Source organism: Pseudomonas sp. 44 R 15 (genome assembly GCF_900004965.1).
GTDB classification, from domain to species: domain Bacteria; phylum Pseudomonadota; class Gammaproteobacteria; order Pseudomonadales; family Pseudomonadaceae; genus Aquipseudomonas; species Aquipseudomonas orientalis_A.
In genome coordinates, this window is the sequence record NZ_CVTU01000104.1 from 44,333 (window position 1) to 61,510 (window position 17,178).

Annotated in this window: 13 protein-coding genes and 1 tRNA gene; 2 read left to right on the top strand and 12 right to left on the bottom strand. The window is 59.6% G+C overall.

What is annotated here, in order from left to right; translation table 11 throughout:
- Window positions 1–10 precede the first annotated feature (10 nt).
- The 4 genes from pqqF to BFP93_RS18380 form a co-directional block, all read right to left on the bottom strand.
- The gene (pqqF, locus tag BFP93_RS18365) at window positions 11–2,386 is read right to left on the bottom strand and encodes a pyrroloquinoline quinone biosynthesis protein PqqF (RefSeq protein ID WP_065894151.1); all 2,376 of its coding nucleotides are present in this window, start codon (window positions 2,384–2,386) and stop codon (window positions 11–13) included.
- A gap of 48 nt (window positions 2,387–2,434) precedes the next feature.
- Window positions 2,435–3,229 carry a carbon-nitrogen hydrolase family protein gene (locus tag BFP93_RS18370; RefSeq protein ID WP_065894153.1) on the bottom strand — a complete coding sequence of 265 codons (795 nt, stop codon included), beginning with the start codon at window positions 3,227–3,229 and terminating at the stop codon, window positions 2,435–2,437.
- A 10-nt stretch (window positions 3,230–3,239) separates the two neighbouring features.
- Complete coding sequence (locus BFP93_RS18375; RefSeq protein ID WP_065885542.1) at window positions 3,240–4,922, bottom strand: flavin monoamine oxidase family protein; 1,683 nt, start codon at window positions 4,920–4,922, stop codon at window positions 3,240–3,242.
- 167 nt (window positions 4,923–5,089) lie between these two features.
- Complete coding sequence (locus BFP93_RS18380; RefSeq protein ID WP_065885491.1) at window positions 5,090–5,536, bottom strand: Lrp/AsnC family transcriptional regulator; 447 nt, start codon at window positions 5,534–5,536, stop codon at window positions 5,090–5,092.
- A gap of 262 nt (window positions 5,537–5,798) precedes the next feature.
- Between BFP93_RS18380 and BFP93_RS18385 the strand changes: the two genes are divergently transcribed.
- Window positions 5,799–6,047, top strand: coding sequence for a CsbD family protein (locus tag BFP93_RS18385; RefSeq protein WP_065885492.1), 249 nt, complete (start codon window positions 5,799–5,801; stop codon window positions 6,045–6,047).
- Between the two features lie 164 nt (window positions 6,048–6,211).
- Here the strand turns inward: BFP93_RS18385 and BFP93_RS18390 are convergent, their stop codons facing one another.
- The 7 genes from BFP93_RS18390 to rpsU all read right to left on the bottom strand — a co-directional run bounded on the left by BFP93_RS18390 (window position 6,212) and on the right by rpsU (window position 15,291).
- A complete protein-coding gene (locus tag BFP93_RS18390) occupies window positions 6,212–6,499 on the bottom strand; it encodes a type II toxin-antitoxin system RelE family toxin (protein ID WP_065894155.1) in 288 nt (95 codons plus the stop codon).
- A gap of 9 nt (window positions 6,500–6,508) precedes the next feature.
- Window positions 6,509–6,799: a Phd-YefM gene (locus BFP93_RS18395; protein ID WP_065894157.1), complete on the bottom strand. Its 291-nt coding sequence runs from the start codon at window positions 6,797–6,799 to the stop codon at window positions 6,509–6,511.
- Between the two features lie 344 nt (window positions 6,800–7,143).
- Window positions 7,144–7,220 (bottom strand) — tRNA-Ile (locus BFP93_RS18400).
- Between the two features lie 17 nt (window positions 7,221–7,237).
- Window positions 7,238–10,609, bottom strand: coding sequence for a bifunctional diguanylate cyclase/phosphodiesterase (locus BFP93_RS18405; RefSeq protein WP_065894159.1), 3,372 nt, complete (start codon window positions 10,607–10,609; stop codon window positions 7,238–7,240).
- Window positions 10,610–10,744: 135 nt separating this feature from the next.
- Complete coding sequence (rpoD, locus tag BFP93_RS18410; protein WP_065894161.1) at window positions 10,745–12,595, bottom strand: RNA polymerase sigma factor RpoD; 1,851 nt, start codon at window positions 12,593–12,595, stop codon at window positions 10,745–10,747.
- A gap of 67 nt (window positions 12,596–12,662) precedes the next feature.
- The gene (dnaG, locus tag BFP93_RS18415; RefSeq protein WP_065894163.1) at window positions 12,663–14,633 is read right to left on the bottom strand and encodes a DNA primase; all 1,971 of its coding nucleotides are present in this window, start codon (window positions 14,631–14,633) and stop codon (window positions 12,663–12,665) included.
- A 442-nt stretch (window positions 14,634–15,075) separates the two neighbouring features.
- Window positions 15,076–15,291, bottom strand: coding sequence for a 30S ribosomal protein S21 (rpsU, locus tag BFP93_RS27680; protein ID WP_002551877.1), 216 nt, complete (start codon window positions 15,289–15,291; stop codon window positions 15,076–15,078).
- A gap of 202 nt (window positions 15,292–15,493) precedes the next feature.
- Here rpsU and tsaD point away from each other — a divergent pair, with 202 nt between their 5' ends.
- Window positions 15,494–16,519, top strand: coding sequence for a tRNA (adenosine(37)-N6)-threonylcarbamoyltransferase complex transferase subunit TsaD (gene tsaD, locus BFP93_RS18425; protein WP_065885497.1), 1,026 nt, complete (start codon window positions 15,494–15,496; stop codon window positions 16,517–16,519).
- 18 nt (window positions 16,520–16,537) lie between these two features.
- On the opposite strand, the gene plsY is transcribed toward tsaD, so the two are convergent.
- Window positions 16,538–17,107, bottom strand: a complete 570-nt coding sequence (gene plsY / locus BFP93_RS18430; protein ID WP_057723660.1) for a glycerol-3-phosphate 1-O-acyltransferase PlsY — start codon at window positions 17,105–17,107, stop codon at window positions 16,538–16,540.
- Window positions 17,108–17,178: the final 71 nt, after the last annotated feature.

Below are 17,178 nucleotides of genomic sequence, written 5' to 3' on the forward strand. Positions count from 1 at the left end.
TTGGCAACGATCAATCGGCCGAGTGCCACGCCCGTAGGGGGCACGGCCCGTTGGCGAGGCAACGCCAGCCGCCTGTGGCGTCGTTCAGCTGTTGAGCGGCGCGCTGTACATCTTGCCGCGAGCAGGTTTGTATCAAATCTTGTAATTGCTCCAGGTAGTCCGATGGGCGACCCGCCAGGTGCGCGTGCCACAGCAAATCGGCGGCTTGGGTGATAGGCAGTGACTGGACCCTGAATTGCTGCGCCAGAGCCTCGTTACCCATGTCGGCGCTGCGCTCGATCAATGACGGCAGTTGTGCCAGAAAGGTCTGCACCTGTTCGACGATTTCATCCAGGGAAGCGCTGGGGGACTGCACGCCGAACAGCAGGCCGGTTTGCCCATTGAGCTGTCGGATGCCGCTGAAAACCGCGTAGCCGATTTGTAGTTCAACGCGCAGGCGCTGATAGAACGGCCCTTGCAGCAGATGACCGAGCAAGCGCCAGGCGGCTTCATCGCTCAGGGCCTGGGTGGGTGTCGGGCAGAACAGCAACAGCGCTGCTTCGCCGGAATCGGTGTTTATCTCATGCCAGAGACGCTGGTCCTGGAGATTTTCAGGCGGATACTGAAGCGGTGCAGGTTGCCCAGGCAGTCGTGCCGAGGCGGTTTTGATGGCCGCTTCACAGGCTGCCGGTAAACCTGCGCCCAGCCCATGCCAACGCGCGGTGGCCCATGAGACAGGGGTTGCCTGGGACGTTGGCTGAACACCGGCACAGCAACCGGGCAATGCCTTGAGCAGTTCGCGGATGGCGATCATCGGTGCCGAGGGCGGTGGCGGCAGATGTTCATCGGCAGTGGTCAAGCAGTGCGCCAGCGCTTCGAGCACGGCGGGCATGGGCTCGTGGACGCCAAGCATTTTTACCTGCCAGTCATTGGCGATGGTTTCGAAACACAACTCGACACCCGCCTGAGCGGCACGCTCGCGCAGCGGCTGCAACAGGTTTTCTAGACCGGCAGGCACGCCGCAGTCAAATCGCCAGCGCAGGTACAGCGCGCCTTCGTCAGTGTCATTGGCCATGGCCTGGCTGAATGTCAGCGCCGACAGGTCCCGTCGTCCCCGTGAACGATCCTGGGCGAACGTGCGCAAGCCACGGTGGGCGCTGGTCTGGCCGCGAATCAAGCCGGCCCGTTCTTCCTTGACGGGCGGGCGCAGGAACGGGTTATTCGGTGGAAGCTGCCACCCGCGCGTGGCAGGCGGCAGGTGCAAGGCGTCGAGCATGGCCTTGAGGGCTGCGAGGCTTTGCTCCGATAACTCTTCGGTGTCGTTGCGTGCCAGCGCCAGGGCGCCCTGGACCTGCTGCTGGCGCGCAGTGAGCAAGGCGAACTCTTCGCGTAACGGCGCCCAGTCGCTGTGTGCGAAAAAACTCAGCCAGTCGTACAACAGCGCCTCGATCTGTGTGGTCGAGTCGCTTTGGATGTCGAGGGTAAAGTCGATATCCAGCACGGCCTGTCCGCCAAAGTGATACGGCACCGAGGCGTGCACTGCCGTTGCCAGGCGTCGATCCTTGAGTTCAGCGAGCAAGCCGCCCGGCGCCGCACTGTTGAGCCAGGTACAGAGAAACGCCAGCGCTTCGCGCGGTGCATCACAGGTGATGACCTGGTGCAGATGATGATCGGCAGCGTGCTGATAGCCCCGCGCTTGCCCGGCCATCAGCGCCGGTGGCGCAGCCTGGGGATGCAGCGGGCCAGGGCTCAACTGCGTACTGAATCGCTGCGCCAGCGCTTCCAGGTCTTCCTGGGATTGCGGGCCGGCCAGGCTCAATGTCATCTGCCCGCTCTGATAGAAGCGTTGATGAAATTCGCGCAGCGCCTGCTGAAAGGTCTCACGTTCCACTGGCAGGCTGTCGCGATTGCCCGCATGAAAGCCGCGCAGCGGATGATCAGCGGCCAGGCCCTTCAGCAAGGCTACCTGTTGCTGCGCCTTGGCATCCTGAGACCAGGCCACGAACTCCGCATGCAGCACTTCGCGCTCGCGCAGTTGGTCGTCAATGGCCAGGCGAGGGTGCGTCAGCATTTCGGCCAAGCGCACCAGCCCTTCGTCGAAGGTCGACACCGGCAGCTCGAAAAAGAACTCGGTGACGCGCTCCCGGGTGCTGGCATTCACTTGCCCGCCATGACGCTGTACGTAGGCCATCAGCCCTTCGCCTGTAGGAAAACGCTCAGTTCCCAGAAACAACAAGTGCTCTAGAAAATGCGCCAGCCCCGGCCATGCCAACGGCGCGTCATGACTGCCCGCCGCCACGCGTAAAACGGCGGCGCAGCGCTTCAAGCGCGGCGCATGGCGCAGGCAAAGGTGCAGGCCATTGGCCAAAGTCAGGTGCAGAGGGTGAGGGTGAACCGGCGCAGGCATGGGCACTTCCGAAACGGGGCAAGTGCCTATGCTAGCAAACCCGGTGGGTCAGGGCTTGTGCAGTGCGCCGTAAAGCTCGGGGCGACGGTCCTGCAAGTAGTGATTGGCGGCGCGGGCGTCGAGGATCGCTTGCCGCTCAAGCGTGCCGACGATCAACGTTTCATCCAGCCCCGCCTGGGCGATGCGCTGACCATCCGGCGCGGCAATGCTGCTTTGGCCGCAGTAGTGAATATCGCCCTCGTGCCCACAGTAATTGGCGTAGGCCACGAAACACTGGTTCTCGAACGCCCGCGCTCGCACGGTGACGTCGGCGACAAAGTCGAACGGCACCATATTGGCGGTGGGCACCAGGATCAGCTCGGCACCGGCCAGGGCCAGGCGGCGCGTGTTTTCCGGAAACTCCAGGTCGTAGCAAATCAGCAAACCCAGCTTCCAGCCGTTCAATTCCACCAACGGGAAGTCGTCGTCACCGGCGCTGAACATCGAATGGTCCAGATCGCCAAACAGATGCGTCTTGCGGTAGTTGCACAGGCGTGTGCCATGGGCGTCGATCAACTGCACGGCGTTGTAGACCTGGCCATCCTCGGTCCGCTCCGGATAACCGTACAGAATCGCCAACCCGGCACTTTGCGCGATGTCGGCAATGGTTTGGGCAGACTCGCCATTCTGAGCCTCGGCCAAGGCGCCTGCAGCCTCGGCGCCAATGTTGTAGCCCGTGAGGAACATCTCCGGCAACACGAGCACATCGGCTCCCGCTGCTTCGTGCGCCAGTTGCCGCAGACGTGTGAGATTACCGGCGACATCCAGCGGAAGTGGCGGGCATTGGTACAGGGCGACACGCATGTCAGGCTCCTTATTCGGGCAGGGCGATGGGCCCAATCTCGTCAAACACATCGCCCGGCCCCGGGTTTTCCGGGTGGGTGCTGCCGCCGAAGTGGGTCATGATGCCCCACACCGCGTTCAGCGAGGTCTGCACCGCGCCTTCAACCCAGGCCGGTGTCCAGGAAACGTCGTCGCCGGCGATAAAAATCCCACGTTGCTCGGCGGGCATGTCCTTCTGCATGAAGTGCGCATACATGCGCTGGTTATACCGATAATGGCCGGGCAACGCGCCTTTAAAGGCACCGAGGAAATGCGGATCAGCTTCCCAGGACACAGTAATCGGGTCGCCGATGATGCGTGCCTTGATGTCGACTTTCGGGTAGATCTTGGCCAGCGCGTCGAGTGCCAGCTTGACCCGCTTATCGATGGGCTGGGGCAGCATTTTCAGCGCGTCGCTCATCCACGAGTAGGACAGGCAGATCACACCCGGCTTGTCGTCGCCGTTATCGAACAGATAGGTGCCACGGGTCAGGCGGTCGGTGAGGGTCATGCTCATCAGGTCGCGGCCGGTTTGCGGGTCTTTGTCTTTCCAGAACGGGCGGTCGACCATGACGAAGGTTTTCGATGACTGCATGTAACGAGTGCGGTCCAGGGCCATCCACATTTTTTGCGAAAACAGGGTTTCGTCGCATTCGATCTGGGTGGTCAGCAGCCAGCTCTGGCAGGTGGTCAACACGGCGGCGTACTCGCGGGTGTCACCGTAGTTGTCGGTGACGGCGAAACGACCGTCGGCGGCGTGGGCGATGCGCTTCACCCCGGCCCGTGGCGCGCCTCTGTGCAATGAGCTGAGGCTGGTACCGGCGGGCCAGTGGGCACAGCGCTCGGGTACGTGACGCCAAATGCCCATGGGCACTTGCGCCACACCGCCGACCACCAGGTGTTGATGGTCGTCACAGTTGGTCATTACCACGCGGAAGATTTCCAGCATCGAGTTGGGGAAGTCCGAGTCCCAGCCGCCGGTGCCGAAACCGACCTGGCCGAAGACTTCGCGATGATGGAACGACAGCTTGGCGAACGCTTTGGAGGTGGCGACGAAATCGTAGAAGGTGCGGTCGTCCCACAGCGGAACCAGTTTATTCCACAGCGCCTTGAGGCGCGGCACGTCGCGGTCGCGGATCGCTTGCTGGATATCGCTGAACTGAGAACCGGCTTCCAGGGCGTCGGCCCAGGCGTCGGCCACTTCCTGGAACAGTGCAGGCAAGTCGGACAGTTTTTGCGCGTAGTGGGTCTGGCCTTCCAGATCGATGACGGTACTGCCGGATGCCGGCGTCAGCGGGTTGGGGAAGGGTTTGGTTTCCAGGCCCAGTTTGTCCACATAGTGATAGAAGGCGGTGGATGACACTGGAAAACGCATCCCCCCCAGCTCGGCGATAATGCCTTCGGCGCCTTCAAAAGCCTGGGAGCGCAGGCGACCGCCCATCTTCGAGGCTTCGTACACCACCGGCTTCAAGCCCAGCTTCATCAGTTCGTAGGCCGCCACCAGCCCCGCAATGCCGGCGCCTACGATCGCCACTTCAGCGCCGTGATTGGCGGCAGGAATACTGCCCAGGCCGGCGGGATGCTCGATCCAGTCATCAAAGGCAAACGGAAAGTCCGGGCCGAAGATCGTGATGGGTTTTTTACCGTCAGTGGGGTGGCGATGGGGCTTGGCGATGCTGCTGGACGGAATGCTCATGGCTGACCTTACTGACGACTCGGCGGGAGAGGGCCCGTTGAGTATAGGAAAAGATGGCAGCCAGTTTAGGGAGCGTTGCGCTCGTTAATAAGACGCAATGTGTCGTCGGATTGCACTTATTTTAGTCATTATGACGAGCTGTTTGGTCAGATAGGTTGTCCACGGTCCAATTTGTTACTGAGAATGATCGAAGTCGTGGTTTTCTCCACACCATCGACACTGCCGATCTGATCGAGCAATTGATCCAGCTGCTCCGGCGACTCAGTGCGCAGCCACGCCACATAATCAAACTCGCCGCTCACCGCGCACAACTGCTGGACCTGAGCCATTGCACTCAACCTGCGCAGCACCTCCTTGCCCGAACGCGGCTGCACGGTAATCCCGACATAAGCCTGCAAACCGCCATCCGCCAAGCGCTGGCCCAGGCGCACCCCATAACCGGTAATCACCTGGGTTTTCTCCAGGCGCGCCAAGCGCGACGTCACCGTGGTACGCGCAATGCCCAACTGCCGGGCAAGCATGGCCACGCTTTCGCGAGCGTTGAGCTGCAAGGCGGCGATCAGTTGGCGGTCGATCTCGTCCAGGGTGGGCAAGGGGAGAAGCTCCAGTGCGGGGGTAGTGGGCATGCATGTTACAGGCTTGGTTCGGCTTACAGAACTGCTATGCCAGACGCACGAAAGCCGCGCAATGTGAGGCTTTTTTTGGTTCAAGTCTCACCCTCCACCGTGGTTTGGCCTCTCTGGCGCCTTATCTACTTTGAACTTATCCCAGACCCTATCCCCCTAAAGATTTGCAGATAACCCTGGCCCAGGCAGACCCTGGGTTTCCCACTTACACGCAAAGGTTTGGTGAGTTATGAAGAGTGAACAAGTCGAAGGCGTTACAGAGAAGCTTGCCGGCAAGGCACAGAGCGCCGTGGGTAAATTGTTTGGTGATTCGAAGCTGGAAGCCGAAGGCGCTGGACGCCAAGCTGCCGGGCAACTGACTCAAACTTATGGCGACGCGCTGGACAGCGTATCGACTTTCGTTAAGGAAAAACCGGTTGCGGCCATCGCGATTGGAGCAGTGGCTCTGTTGGTGCTGGACCGTTTGTTGCGCCGTTGAGGTGAGTGGGGCCTCCCACGCCTGTTAACAGGCTGCCAATGGTGGGCTGCTGCATTCCGTGAACTCGTTTGTTATGGATGCTCGCGGCACGCTGGCGGGAGGCTCAAGTCTCTCAGTAATGGTTGTTACTGCCTCGTAACAAAGGGGAGCCCGCCATTGCGGGCTTAGACTCGTTTTTTAGCCGTGTCGTAAATTTCGCTGTCACGGCGAGCTCCGACAGCAACGATTAGAACCTCGATTTTCTTCCCATCGACCCGGTAGACGATTCGAGTGTCGCCCGTCCGGATTCTGCGACACCCAGCCAAGCTGCCGCTTAAAGGTTTTCCGCTTTTGTCAGGCTCGCCGTTTTCAATCCTGTCTTCAATCACATCAAGGATCCGGTTTGCCGCCGCAGAACCAAGCTTATCGAAATCTTCTTCTGTATCCGGGTGGTATATGACGACCCAAACCATCGCAAATCCTTAGTCTTTTCTGGCGTACCTGGTCCGCATATCTGCGTGGGAAATAGCCTTTTGTGGGTCGAAATTTGCCAATCGATCACGTGCCGTCGCTTCAATACGAAGGTCTTCAAGCTCATCAAGCATCTCTTGGTAAGCCTGGACGTTTACGATGACTGCTGCGGGCTCATTATCTTTGAACACAACCAGATGATCGGTGGTGCGGCTCGATACCTCTTTGAGCTTCGCACTGAATCCTCGAACCATCGCGGTAACCGATACGGCCTGATCAGCTCGCTCAAGCAACGCTGCCATGACTGTTACTCCATACGAAATACACATGAAACACAGATATGCATACGATGATGCGTTAAATACTGTGCGTTTACCTGCGTAAAGTATTGCGCAGCATTTCACGCTATTCAACCATTGGTTGAATATATTTATGTACGAAACGTGGTGTTTTCGCTTCGTGTACTCGCAATGACTTCGGAGCTCATGGGATTCCCAACAAGGTTGGTAACTGAGCGGAATGAGGGCGTAGCGGAGAAAATGACAGTGGACGCTTTTTGGACACTTTTGGCTTTATGGAGCAATAGACAGAGCAAAAAAGGGGAATTATAAAACGACAAAGGCCACGTAATACGTGGCCTTGAAGGTGGTGGGCCCACACGGACTTGAACCGTGGACCAAAGGATTATGAGTCCTCTGCTCTGACCAACTGAGCTATAGGCCCTTGTAACTGGACGCGGATTATAACGACGGTTTCCTCGCTGTGCCATCCGTAAAATCCCTCATCCGTGTACGAAGGAAGGTTTCGGCAAATAGCTCCGGTGGCAGGGGCAGGCTGACGATGTAGCCTTGCATCTGTTCACAGCCTTCTGCGGCGAGGAATGCTTGCTGTGCGGGGTTCTCCACGCCTTCGGCGATGATGGTGAATTGCATGCTGTGGCCGAGGGCGATGATGGCGCGCACGATGGCGACGTCGTGAGGGTCGTCGGGCAGGCCGCGGACGAAGGATTGGTCGATCTTGAGGAAGTCCAGCGGCAGGCGCTTGAGGTAGCTGAGGGACGAATAGCCGGTGCCGAAATCATCGATTGCCAGTTGTACGCCCAGTCTTTTGAGCTGGTGCAGCACCGCCAGTGCTTCTTCCGCCTGGCTCATGATGAAGTTTTCGGTGATCTCCAGTTGCAGGCAGCCGGGCTCCAGGCGGTAATCGCGCAGCAGTTGTTCGATGCGCGACAACAGATTGGGGTGTCGCAGCTGCGCGCCGGCGAGGTTGACCGACAGCGGCCCGAAGTCCTCGAAAGCGCCTTGCCAGACATGCAGCTGTCGACAGGCCTGTTCCAGTACCCAATCGCCAATTTGCAAAATAGTGCCGTTCTCTTCGGCCAGGGCGATGAAGTGTTCGGGCGGGACGTCGCCGAAGGTGGGGTGGTGCCAGCGAATCAAGGCTTCGGCGCCGATCAGTTCGTGGGTGATCAGGCTGCGTTTGGGTTGGTAGTACAGGCTCAACTCTTCACGTTCGATGGCGCGGCGCAGCTCATGCTCCAGCGCTACGCGTTCATTGGCCTGGGCCGTCAGGTCGCGGGTGTAGCTTTCAACACGGTTGCGGCCCTTGGCTTTGGAGCGGTACATCGCGGCGTCGGCGTTTTTGACCAGGGTGGCGACGTCGGTGCCGTCCTGTGGGTACAGGCTTGTACCGATACTCGCGCTGATAAAGAACTCGTGTTCGCCGGCCTGGAAGGGCGGTGTGAAGCAATCGAGCAGTTTGTTCGCCAGGTATTGCGCGTCGCTGGCCTGTTGCAGGCCGGGCAGCAGGATGATGAATTCATCGCCGCCCAGGCGGGCGACGGTGTCGATATCGCGCAGTTGTTCCTTGAGGCGTACGGCGATGTCTTTGAGCAGCAGGTCACCGACCGGGTGGCCCAAGCTGTCATTGATGTGTTTGAAGCGGTCCAGGTCGAGAAACAGCACGGCGCCTTGATTCCCGCTTTCCTGCTGGCCATTGAGGGCCGCTTGCAGTCGACTTTCAAACAGCGTGCGGTTGGGCAGGCCGGTCAATGGATCGTGATGGGCCTGATAGTCGAGGCGCGCCTGGGCGAGCTTGAGGCTGGAGATGTCGGCAAATACCGCGACGAAGTGGGTGACCACCTGGTCGCTATTGCGCACCGCGCTGATGGTGAGCCAGCTTGGGTAAAGCTCTCCGTTCTTGCGGCGGTTGGAAATCTCGCCCTGCCAGTGTCCCTGGGTCGTCAACTGGTGCCACATTGCGGCATAGAAGGCGCTGTCGTGCAGGCCGGAGGCGAGCAGGCGCGGGGTGTGGCCAAGTGCTTCGGCTTCGCTGTAGCCCGTGATTTCGCTGAACGCGCGATTGACGGCGCTGATGTTCTGCCGCGTATCGGTGATCAAGACGCCTTCGGCAGTGCTCTCGAACACGGTGGCGGCCTGTTGCAGTTTTTCCTGCATTTGCTGGCGTTCGGTGATGTCGCGGGCGATGGTCAGCATGCAGTCTTCTTCGCCGATGGGCAGCGGGCGGCTGGACAGTTCGCAGAGGCGAATCCGGCCATCGACGTGGCGAATACGGCAGATGAAGTCGCGCACAAAGCCGTCGCGCTTCATCAATTCCAGCATGTGCTTGCGTTCATTGAGGTCGACCCATATGCCGAGGTCCAGGGTGGATTGATCGAGCGAAGTGGCGCTGGTGTAACCGGTCAGGTGGCTGAAGCCTTCGTTCACTTCTATCAGCAGGCCATCGCTTTGACGGCTCAGCAACAAGCCATCGGGGGAGGCATGAAACGCCTTGGCGAACTTCTGCTCGGACAGCAGCAGTGCCTCTTCCGTACGTTTGGCCTCGCTGATGTCGATCATCAGACCGCGCAGCACCGGTTCCGGACCGTATTTGATCAGGCTGACAATGTCGCGCACCCACAGGCAGCGGCCGTCGGCAGTGATGACACGGTAGTCGATGCTGTGATCACGGTTAGCGCGGGTTTCACGGTAGCAATAGGTTTCGGCGCGCACCAGGTCGGCGGGGTGAATGATGTTGCGCCAGAAGCCGGGGATCAGCCAGTGGGCACGGGGGTAGCCAAGCAGTTCCTCAGCATGGGGCGACACGTAGCTGTAGGTGAAATCGCTGATGCTGGCTTCCCAGGCGATGGCGGACAGGCTCTCCACCAGGCCGCGATAGTGGTACTCGCTGCTGCGCAGTTGCTGCTCAAGGGCCACTCGGCGGGAAATTTCCGAGCTGAGCCGGCGATTGATTCGAATGACTATGGCCAGCACGGTACTCAGCAGCAACACCGCAGGCAGGCCGTACATCAACAAATCTGCCCAGAACGTGCGGTGATCGCTGAAACTGCCCACCCAGTGCTGCTGGATCGCATCGGTTTCGGTTGGGCTGAGATCGGCGAGGACCTTGTCCAGGATACCCACCAGTATTTTTTCATCCCGTGGTACGCCCATTGCCAACTGATAGCGGTAGGGCGTTTCGCCGCTGACGTACAAACCATCGAGTTTCAGTTGGCGCAGGCTCCAGACGCTGGACGCCAGGTCACTGACTACCGCATCCACTTCATCGATGGCCAGGGCCTGCAGCGTGGAGCTGACGTTAGGCATCGCGACGAGATTGAGGTCCGGGTGGTGGGTGCGCAGTAATTCATGGGGCGCATAGTTTTCCACCACGGCGATTTTCAGTCCGTACAGGTCCTTGAGGCTGCGTGGTTTCGCACCGCCTTCATGGGCCAGTATCACGATGGGAAAGTCGATATAGGGGCGCGTGAAGGCCAGGAAGCTCTGGCGTTCCGGGGTGGACATGACGCCGGGTAGCAGATCGAGCTGATTGTTGCGCGCTTGTTCGAGCACGGCGGTCCAATTCGCCGGCTCGATCAACTTGACCCTGATGCCCAGGCGATCCTGGATCAGGCGTACATAATCGGCGGCCAGGCCCTGGTAGCGGCCATTTTCATCACGGTATTCAAAGGGTGGCCATGACGCATCCACCCCAAGGCGCAGCTCCTGATGGTCCGTCAGCCAGCTACGCTCATCATCAGTGAGAGTCATCGCGCCAGCCGTTGCGGTCCAGGTCAGCAGCGACAGCAGTATCACGGTCGGCAATCTGGGCATAACGGTCTCGTTATGGCACGGGGAATGTCTCGAGTGTAGACGGGCATTGCGAGGGCGGGGCGTTGCGGGGCAGTTAATCTTTGGAAAAAAATGCCTGGAAAGCAAAACCCCCGGCCTGGGCCGGGGGTTCTGTTATCACTCGTCGAGGAAGGAGCGCAGATGCTCGCTTCGCGTCGGGTGGCGCAACTTGCGCAGCGCCTTGGCTTCGATCTGACGGATCCGCTCACGGGTCACGTCAAACTGCTTACCGACTTCCTCGAGGGTGTGGTCGGTATTCATGTCGATGCCGAAACGCATGCGCAGTACCTTGGCTTCACGGGCAGTGAGGCCGGAGAGTACGTCGCGAGTCGCTTCCTTGAGACTCTCAACAGTGGCGACATCGATAGGCGACTGCATGGTCGAGTCTTCGATGAAGTCACCCAGATGGGAGTCTTCGTCATCACCAATCGGCGTCTCCATGGAGATCGGCTCTTTAGCGATCTTCAATACCTTGCGGATTTTATCCTCAGGCATTTCCATGCGTTCGCCCAGCTCTTCCGGGGTCGGTTCGCGACCCATTTCCTGCAACATCTGCCGGGAAATACGGTTGAGCTTGTTGATGGTTTCGATCATGTGCACCGGAATACGGATGGTGCGGGCCTGGTCGGCGATCGAGCGAGTGATCGCCTGACGGATCCACCAGGTGGCATAAGTCGAGAACTTGTAGCCGCGACGGTATTCGAACTTGTCCACAGCCTTCATCAGGCCGATGTTGCCTTCCTGGATCAGGTCGAGGAATTGCAGGCCGCGGTTGGTGTACTTCTTGGCGATGGAGATCACCAGACGCAAGTTGGCTTCAACCATCTCTTTCTTCGCGCGGCGGGCCTTGGCCTCACCGATCGACATGCGACGGTTGATGTCCTTGATCTCGGCGATCGTCAGGCCAGTTTCAGTCTCCAGTGCGCTCAGTTTCTGCTGGCAACGGATGATGTCCGGCTGCAGGCGACCAATGGCTTCGGCGTATTTCGACTTGCCTTTGGCCAGGGTGTCACTCCAGGTTTCGTCAACTTCGTTGCCCGGGAACTGGCGCAGGAAGTCGGTACGCGGCATGCGCGCATCACGGACACAGAGCTGCATGATGGCACGCTCTTGTGCACGCAGACGCTCGAGGGCGCTACGAACCCGTTCAACCAGACCTTCGAATTGCTTGGGCACCAGCTTGATCGGCATGAACAGCTCAGCCAGGGCCAGCAGCTCGGCAATGGCCTGCTTGTTGCCACGACCATGCTTTTTCAGCGCCTTGCGGGTGATTTCCATTTGATCGGAAACCGCACCGAAACGCTGGGCAGCGACGACCGGGTCCGGACCGCTTTCGACTTCTTCTTCGTCGTCGGTGCTGGCTTCAGCCTCGTCTTCGTCGGTATCGTCGTCCGCTTTCGGCGCTTTTGGATCAACCGGCGGCGGTACTTCGGCGGCAGGTGGCGCAATGCCGTCGTCCGGGTCGATATAACCGCTCAGGACGTCGGACAGGCGGCCACCTTCGGTGGTGACGCGAGTGTACTCGGAGAGAATGTGGTCAACCGTGCCAGGGAAGTGCGCGATTGCGCCCATCACTTCACGGATGCCCTCTTCGATACGCTTGGCGATTTCGATTTCGCCTTCACGTGTCAGCAACTCGACGGTACCCATTTCACGCATATACATGCGCACAGGGTCAGTCGTGCGACCGATGTCGGTCTCCACCGCGGCCAACGCGGCAGCGGCTTCTTCAGCGGCTGCCTCGTCGGTATCGGCGTCGGCCAACATAAGGGCGTCCGCATCCGGAGCACTCTCGTGTACGGGGATCCCCATGTCATTAATCATGCGGATGATGTCTTCCACCTGCTCAGGATCTGAAATATCCTCAGGCAGGTGGTCGTTGACCTCTGCGTAAGTCAGATACTTCTGCTCACGACCAAGGGTGATCAACTCTTTGATACGAGACTGCTGTTGCGCTTTTCCGGACATAACACCCTATCCACTGAAGGTCTTGGCGGGCAAAAAACAAGCCGAGGATTATACCCGAGCTATGACCTCACACGCCAGCTGAGGTCGGGTTTGATGTGCAAACGTTCTGTTTTAAAAGGTCGCGCATCTGTTTTGCTATCTGAATTTGCTCTTCAGCCGACAATCCCGGCTGTCTTGCTCTCTTAATGAGCTCATCGAGGGTCTGTGTGTGCTGACCCGCGGATAACCTATTAATGGTGTCTAAAAACTGTTGTTCAAGGTTATCGCCGTCAATTAGCCACTCCTTTTCCGCAAGTGCCTTCAACAAACGGCCCTGTTCCGTGCCATGCCAGCGAGCCATCAGCTGGATTGAGTTTAGCTTAGGATTTTTCTGCACGGCCTCGATCAAGGCGATAAGCACCTGAGCGTAGGTGTTGCTCGCGTTGGCGAAATGGTCGGCGCTTTCAACCTTGCCCGCCAATTGCGGGTGATGGATGAGGGTGCGCAAGGCAATCAGCGTCGGCGCTTCCACGGCAACCGGAGTGCGCGGGGCATGGGCCTCATCGCGGTCGCCGCGTTTGCCATTCTTGCTCCAGGGCTTCTTGTCCCATTTCTTGCCGCCGGCACCGGGCTTTTTCGGCGTCCATTCCTGCTGGGGCGCATACGCCTCCTGCGGTTGGTGGAAGTCGGAATAGTCCGGCATGGCGTCGTAATCCATGCCAGGGTCGTAGGCCGGTGGAGCATCTTGCGGTGCGTTATGCACCAGCTGGCTGACGGCTTCGCCGCTCAAGCCGGTGATTTCCAGCAAGCGCATGCGCATCAGTGATTTCAGGTTGGCGCCGGGGACTTTATCGATCAGCGGCGCTGCGAGGGTGGCCATATGGGCCTTGCCTTCAAGCGAGCGCGGGTCGGCTTCTTCGGTCAGTTGCTGGAAGAAATAGTCCGCCAGCGGCTGTGCGTGTTGATTGATGCGGGCGCGGAACGCGTCGGTGCCTTCGGAGCGCACCAGGGTGTCCGGGTCTTCGCCTTCGGGCAGGAACAGAAAGCGTGCGCGGCGCCCATCCTGCAGGCTCGACAGCGTGGCCTCGAGCGCGCGCCAGGCGGCGTTGCGGCCGGCCTGGTCGCCGTCGAAGCAGAACAGCACGCTGGGCACCACGCGAAACAGGCGTTTCATGTGTTCTTCGCTGGTGGCGGTACCGAGCGTTGCCACCGCATTGCGCAGGCCTTGCTGGGCCAGGGCGATCACGTCCATATAGCCTTCAACCACGATGATTTCGTCGAGGTTGCGGTTGTTCTTGCGTGCCTCAAACAGTCCGTAGAGTTCCTGGCCCTTATGGAAAACCGGGGTTTCCGGAGAGTTCAGGTACTTGGGCTTGTCGTCCCCCAGCACGCGGCCACCGAACGCGATGATGCGGCCGCGGCTGTCGCGAATCGGAAACATCACGCGGTCACGGAAGCGGTCATAGCGCTTGCCGGTCTCGGCATTTTCCACCAGCAGGCCGGCATCAATCATGGCTTTTTGCTGGAGCGTATCGCTGCTCAGGTGCTTGTACAGATTGTCCCAGCCGGGCGGTGCAAAGCCGAGGCCGAAGTCCCGGGCGATTTCACCGGTGAGGCCGCGGCCCTTGAGGTAATTGACGGCGGCTTTGCGCTGCGGATGGCTTTTAAGTGCCTGTCGATAGAAGTCGGCAGCGGCGGTCAGCAGTGGATACAGCGGCGAGTCAGTGGGCTGTCGCGGTTTGTGCGCGCGGCCACTTTCTTCGCGGGGGATCTCCATGCCGGCGGCTTTTGCCAGGTCCTCGACGGCCTGGGGGAAATCCAGGTTGTCGTGGTCCATCAGGAAGCCGAGGGCGTTGCCGCCTGCACCGCAACCGAAGCAGTAATAGAACTGCTTGTCCGGGCTTACGCTGAACGACGGGGTTTTTTCTTTATGGAACGGGCAGCAGGCGGTGTAGTTCTTGCCGGCTTTTTTCAGTTGCACGCGTGAGCTGACGACATCGACAATGTCGGTGCGGTTCAGAAGGTCGTCAATAAAGCTCTGGGGAATCAGCCCGGCCATGGCGTTCTCGTCATCACTGCGTGTAAATGAGGGCCCGTGAAATGTTCAAGCGCACGTTGGGTGCCTGATCATTATCGTCTGCATGGGATGTCAGAGAGTGTATCTGCCGAACATTCGCTGACGTTAGTTTCTATCAGTGTTCGACGAATAAAAGTTGCCCGTGAGTCCGGTCTTGACCTGTGGGCGGTCTCGGAAGCTCAGCTATGGGCACAGTCGACACAGTATGATCGCCTGCTTGAAGAATTAGGTGTGCTCGTCAGTAGCCTTGTTAGGCTCGTCAGAAGAGACGTGCACCGCTGGCAAAAGAGCCAGTCCTGACGTTTGAAGCGGTGTCTCGGTCGCGTGTGCGGCGTCGACGATGAAGCATCAAGCGATATCCGCAAATGCCAACAGCCCGGCTGAGGGCCGGGCTTGGCAGAAGCTTGCTACGAACGTCTGTGTATTAGTACAGACGAACGGCGCGGCGCTGCTCGCGCTGAACTTTCTTGGCGTGACGCTTAACAGCGGCTGCTGCTTTACGCTTACGCTCAGAAGTTGGCTTCTCGTAAAATTCGCGGCTACGAACTTCAGCCAGAACACCGGCTTTTTCGCAGGAGCGCTTGAAACGACGCAGAGCTACGTCGAAGGGTTCGTTCTCTTTTACTTTGACGGCTGGCATCCAGAGCTACCTTCTTTCATTACCGGGATCAACGTTCTCGTCGCAAAAAATTCGCGGCTGAGGTCGTCGGTTTTTAAGGGTTGCGGATGTTAACCCCTCATTGGCAGGAATGCAAAGCCTCTGATCGAAAACCGCTAGGCGGGAGGGGGAGTGGCGACTATTATGCGCGCCTTCGAATTCAGCCTCTACAAGGCGCAAACCCATGCTAGTACTGGGACTTGAAACCTCCTGCGACGAAACCGGTGTCGCACTTTACGACAGTGAACGCGGGCTCCTGGCCGATGCACTGTTCAGTCAGATCGACCTGCATCGCGCCTATGGCGGCGTGGTGCCGGAGCTTGCCAGCCGTGATCACGTCAAACGTATGCTGCCATTGATCCGCCAGGTGCTGGATGAAGCCGGCTGCGTGCCGACCGAGATCGATGCCATTGCCTATACCGCAGGCCCCGGATTGGTCGGAGCCCTGCTGGTTGGGGCTTCCTGTGCTCAGGCGCTGGCATTTGCCTGGGGCATTCCGGCCCTCGGTGTGCACCACATGGAAGGTCATTTACTGGCCCCGATGCTGGAAAAAACACCGCCGGCGTTCCCGTTCGTCGCTTTGTTGGTTTCGGGGGGGCATACGCAGCTGGTTCAGGTCGACGGCATCGGTCAATACACGTTGTTGGGCGAGTCGCTGGACGACGCCGCCGGCGAAGCATTCGACAAGACCGCGAAGATGATGGGGCTCAATTATCCCGGCGGTCCGGAAATCGCCCGGCTCGCCGAAAAAGGCGTGGCCGGTCGTTACACATTCCCACGGCCGATGTGTGATCGCCCTGGTTTGATGTTCAGCTTCAGCGGCCTGAAAACCTCGGCGTTGAATACCTGGCAGCAGAGCGTCAGCGCCGGGGACGACGGCGAGCAAGCCCGTTGCGACATCGCGCTGGCGTTCCAGCAGGCCGTGGTAGAGACTTTAACCATCAAGTGCAAGCGTGCCCTGAAGCAGGCCGGCATGAAGCGGCTGGTGATTGCCGGCGGCGTCAGCGCCAACAAGGCCTTGCGCAGTTCGCTGGAGAAGATGCTCGGGGAGATGAAGGGCGATGTGTTTTACGCGCGTCCTGAGTTTTGCACCGACAATGGCGCAATGATCGCCTACGCCGGCTGCCAGCGCCTGCAGGCCGGGCAGCATGAAAGCCTGGCGATCAGCGTGCAGGCGCGTTGGCCGATGGAGCAGTTGTCGCCGTTGTAGGGGGTAACGTGGACCCTGTTAAAAATGCCGTTCGCGCCCGGCAAACAGGTCGCGTAGATTGCCGCGGTGGCGCCAGACGATCAGCAGTGTCAGTACGCTCATCGGCAGCAGCGCCGCCGGTTCCTGCCAGGCCAGCAAGGGCAGGGTGAGCGGTGTGGCGATCAGTGCCGCCAGTGAGCTGGTACGGGTCAGGTAGAACGTCAGCAGCCAGGCAAGTACCGCCAGTAAGGCTGCCGGAGGGTAGATGCCCAGCAGCATGCCGGCCGCCGTGGCGACACCTTTGCCGCCGCGAAAGCGGAAGTACAGGGGGAACAGGTGGCCGAGGACGGCGCAGATGCCCACCCAGGCCTGCTGTTGCAGGGTAAGGCCCGCGAGGCTGGCGATCAGTACGGGCAGCAGGCCCTTGCAGAGGTCGCCCAGCAGCGTCAGTACGGCAAGTTTTTTGCCGGCCAGGCGCAACATATTGGTGGCGCCGGCATTGCCTGAGCCACTCATTCGCGGATCGGGATTTCCCGTCAGGCGGCTGAGCAAAATGGCAAAGGACAGCGAGCCGAGCAGGTAGGCGAGAATCGCCAGTGACCAAAACATGCTAACTATTCCGGGCGAGGACGCCCTGATTCTAACGGGGCATCGCGCCCTTGTCGTGCTGCGGAGAAGAG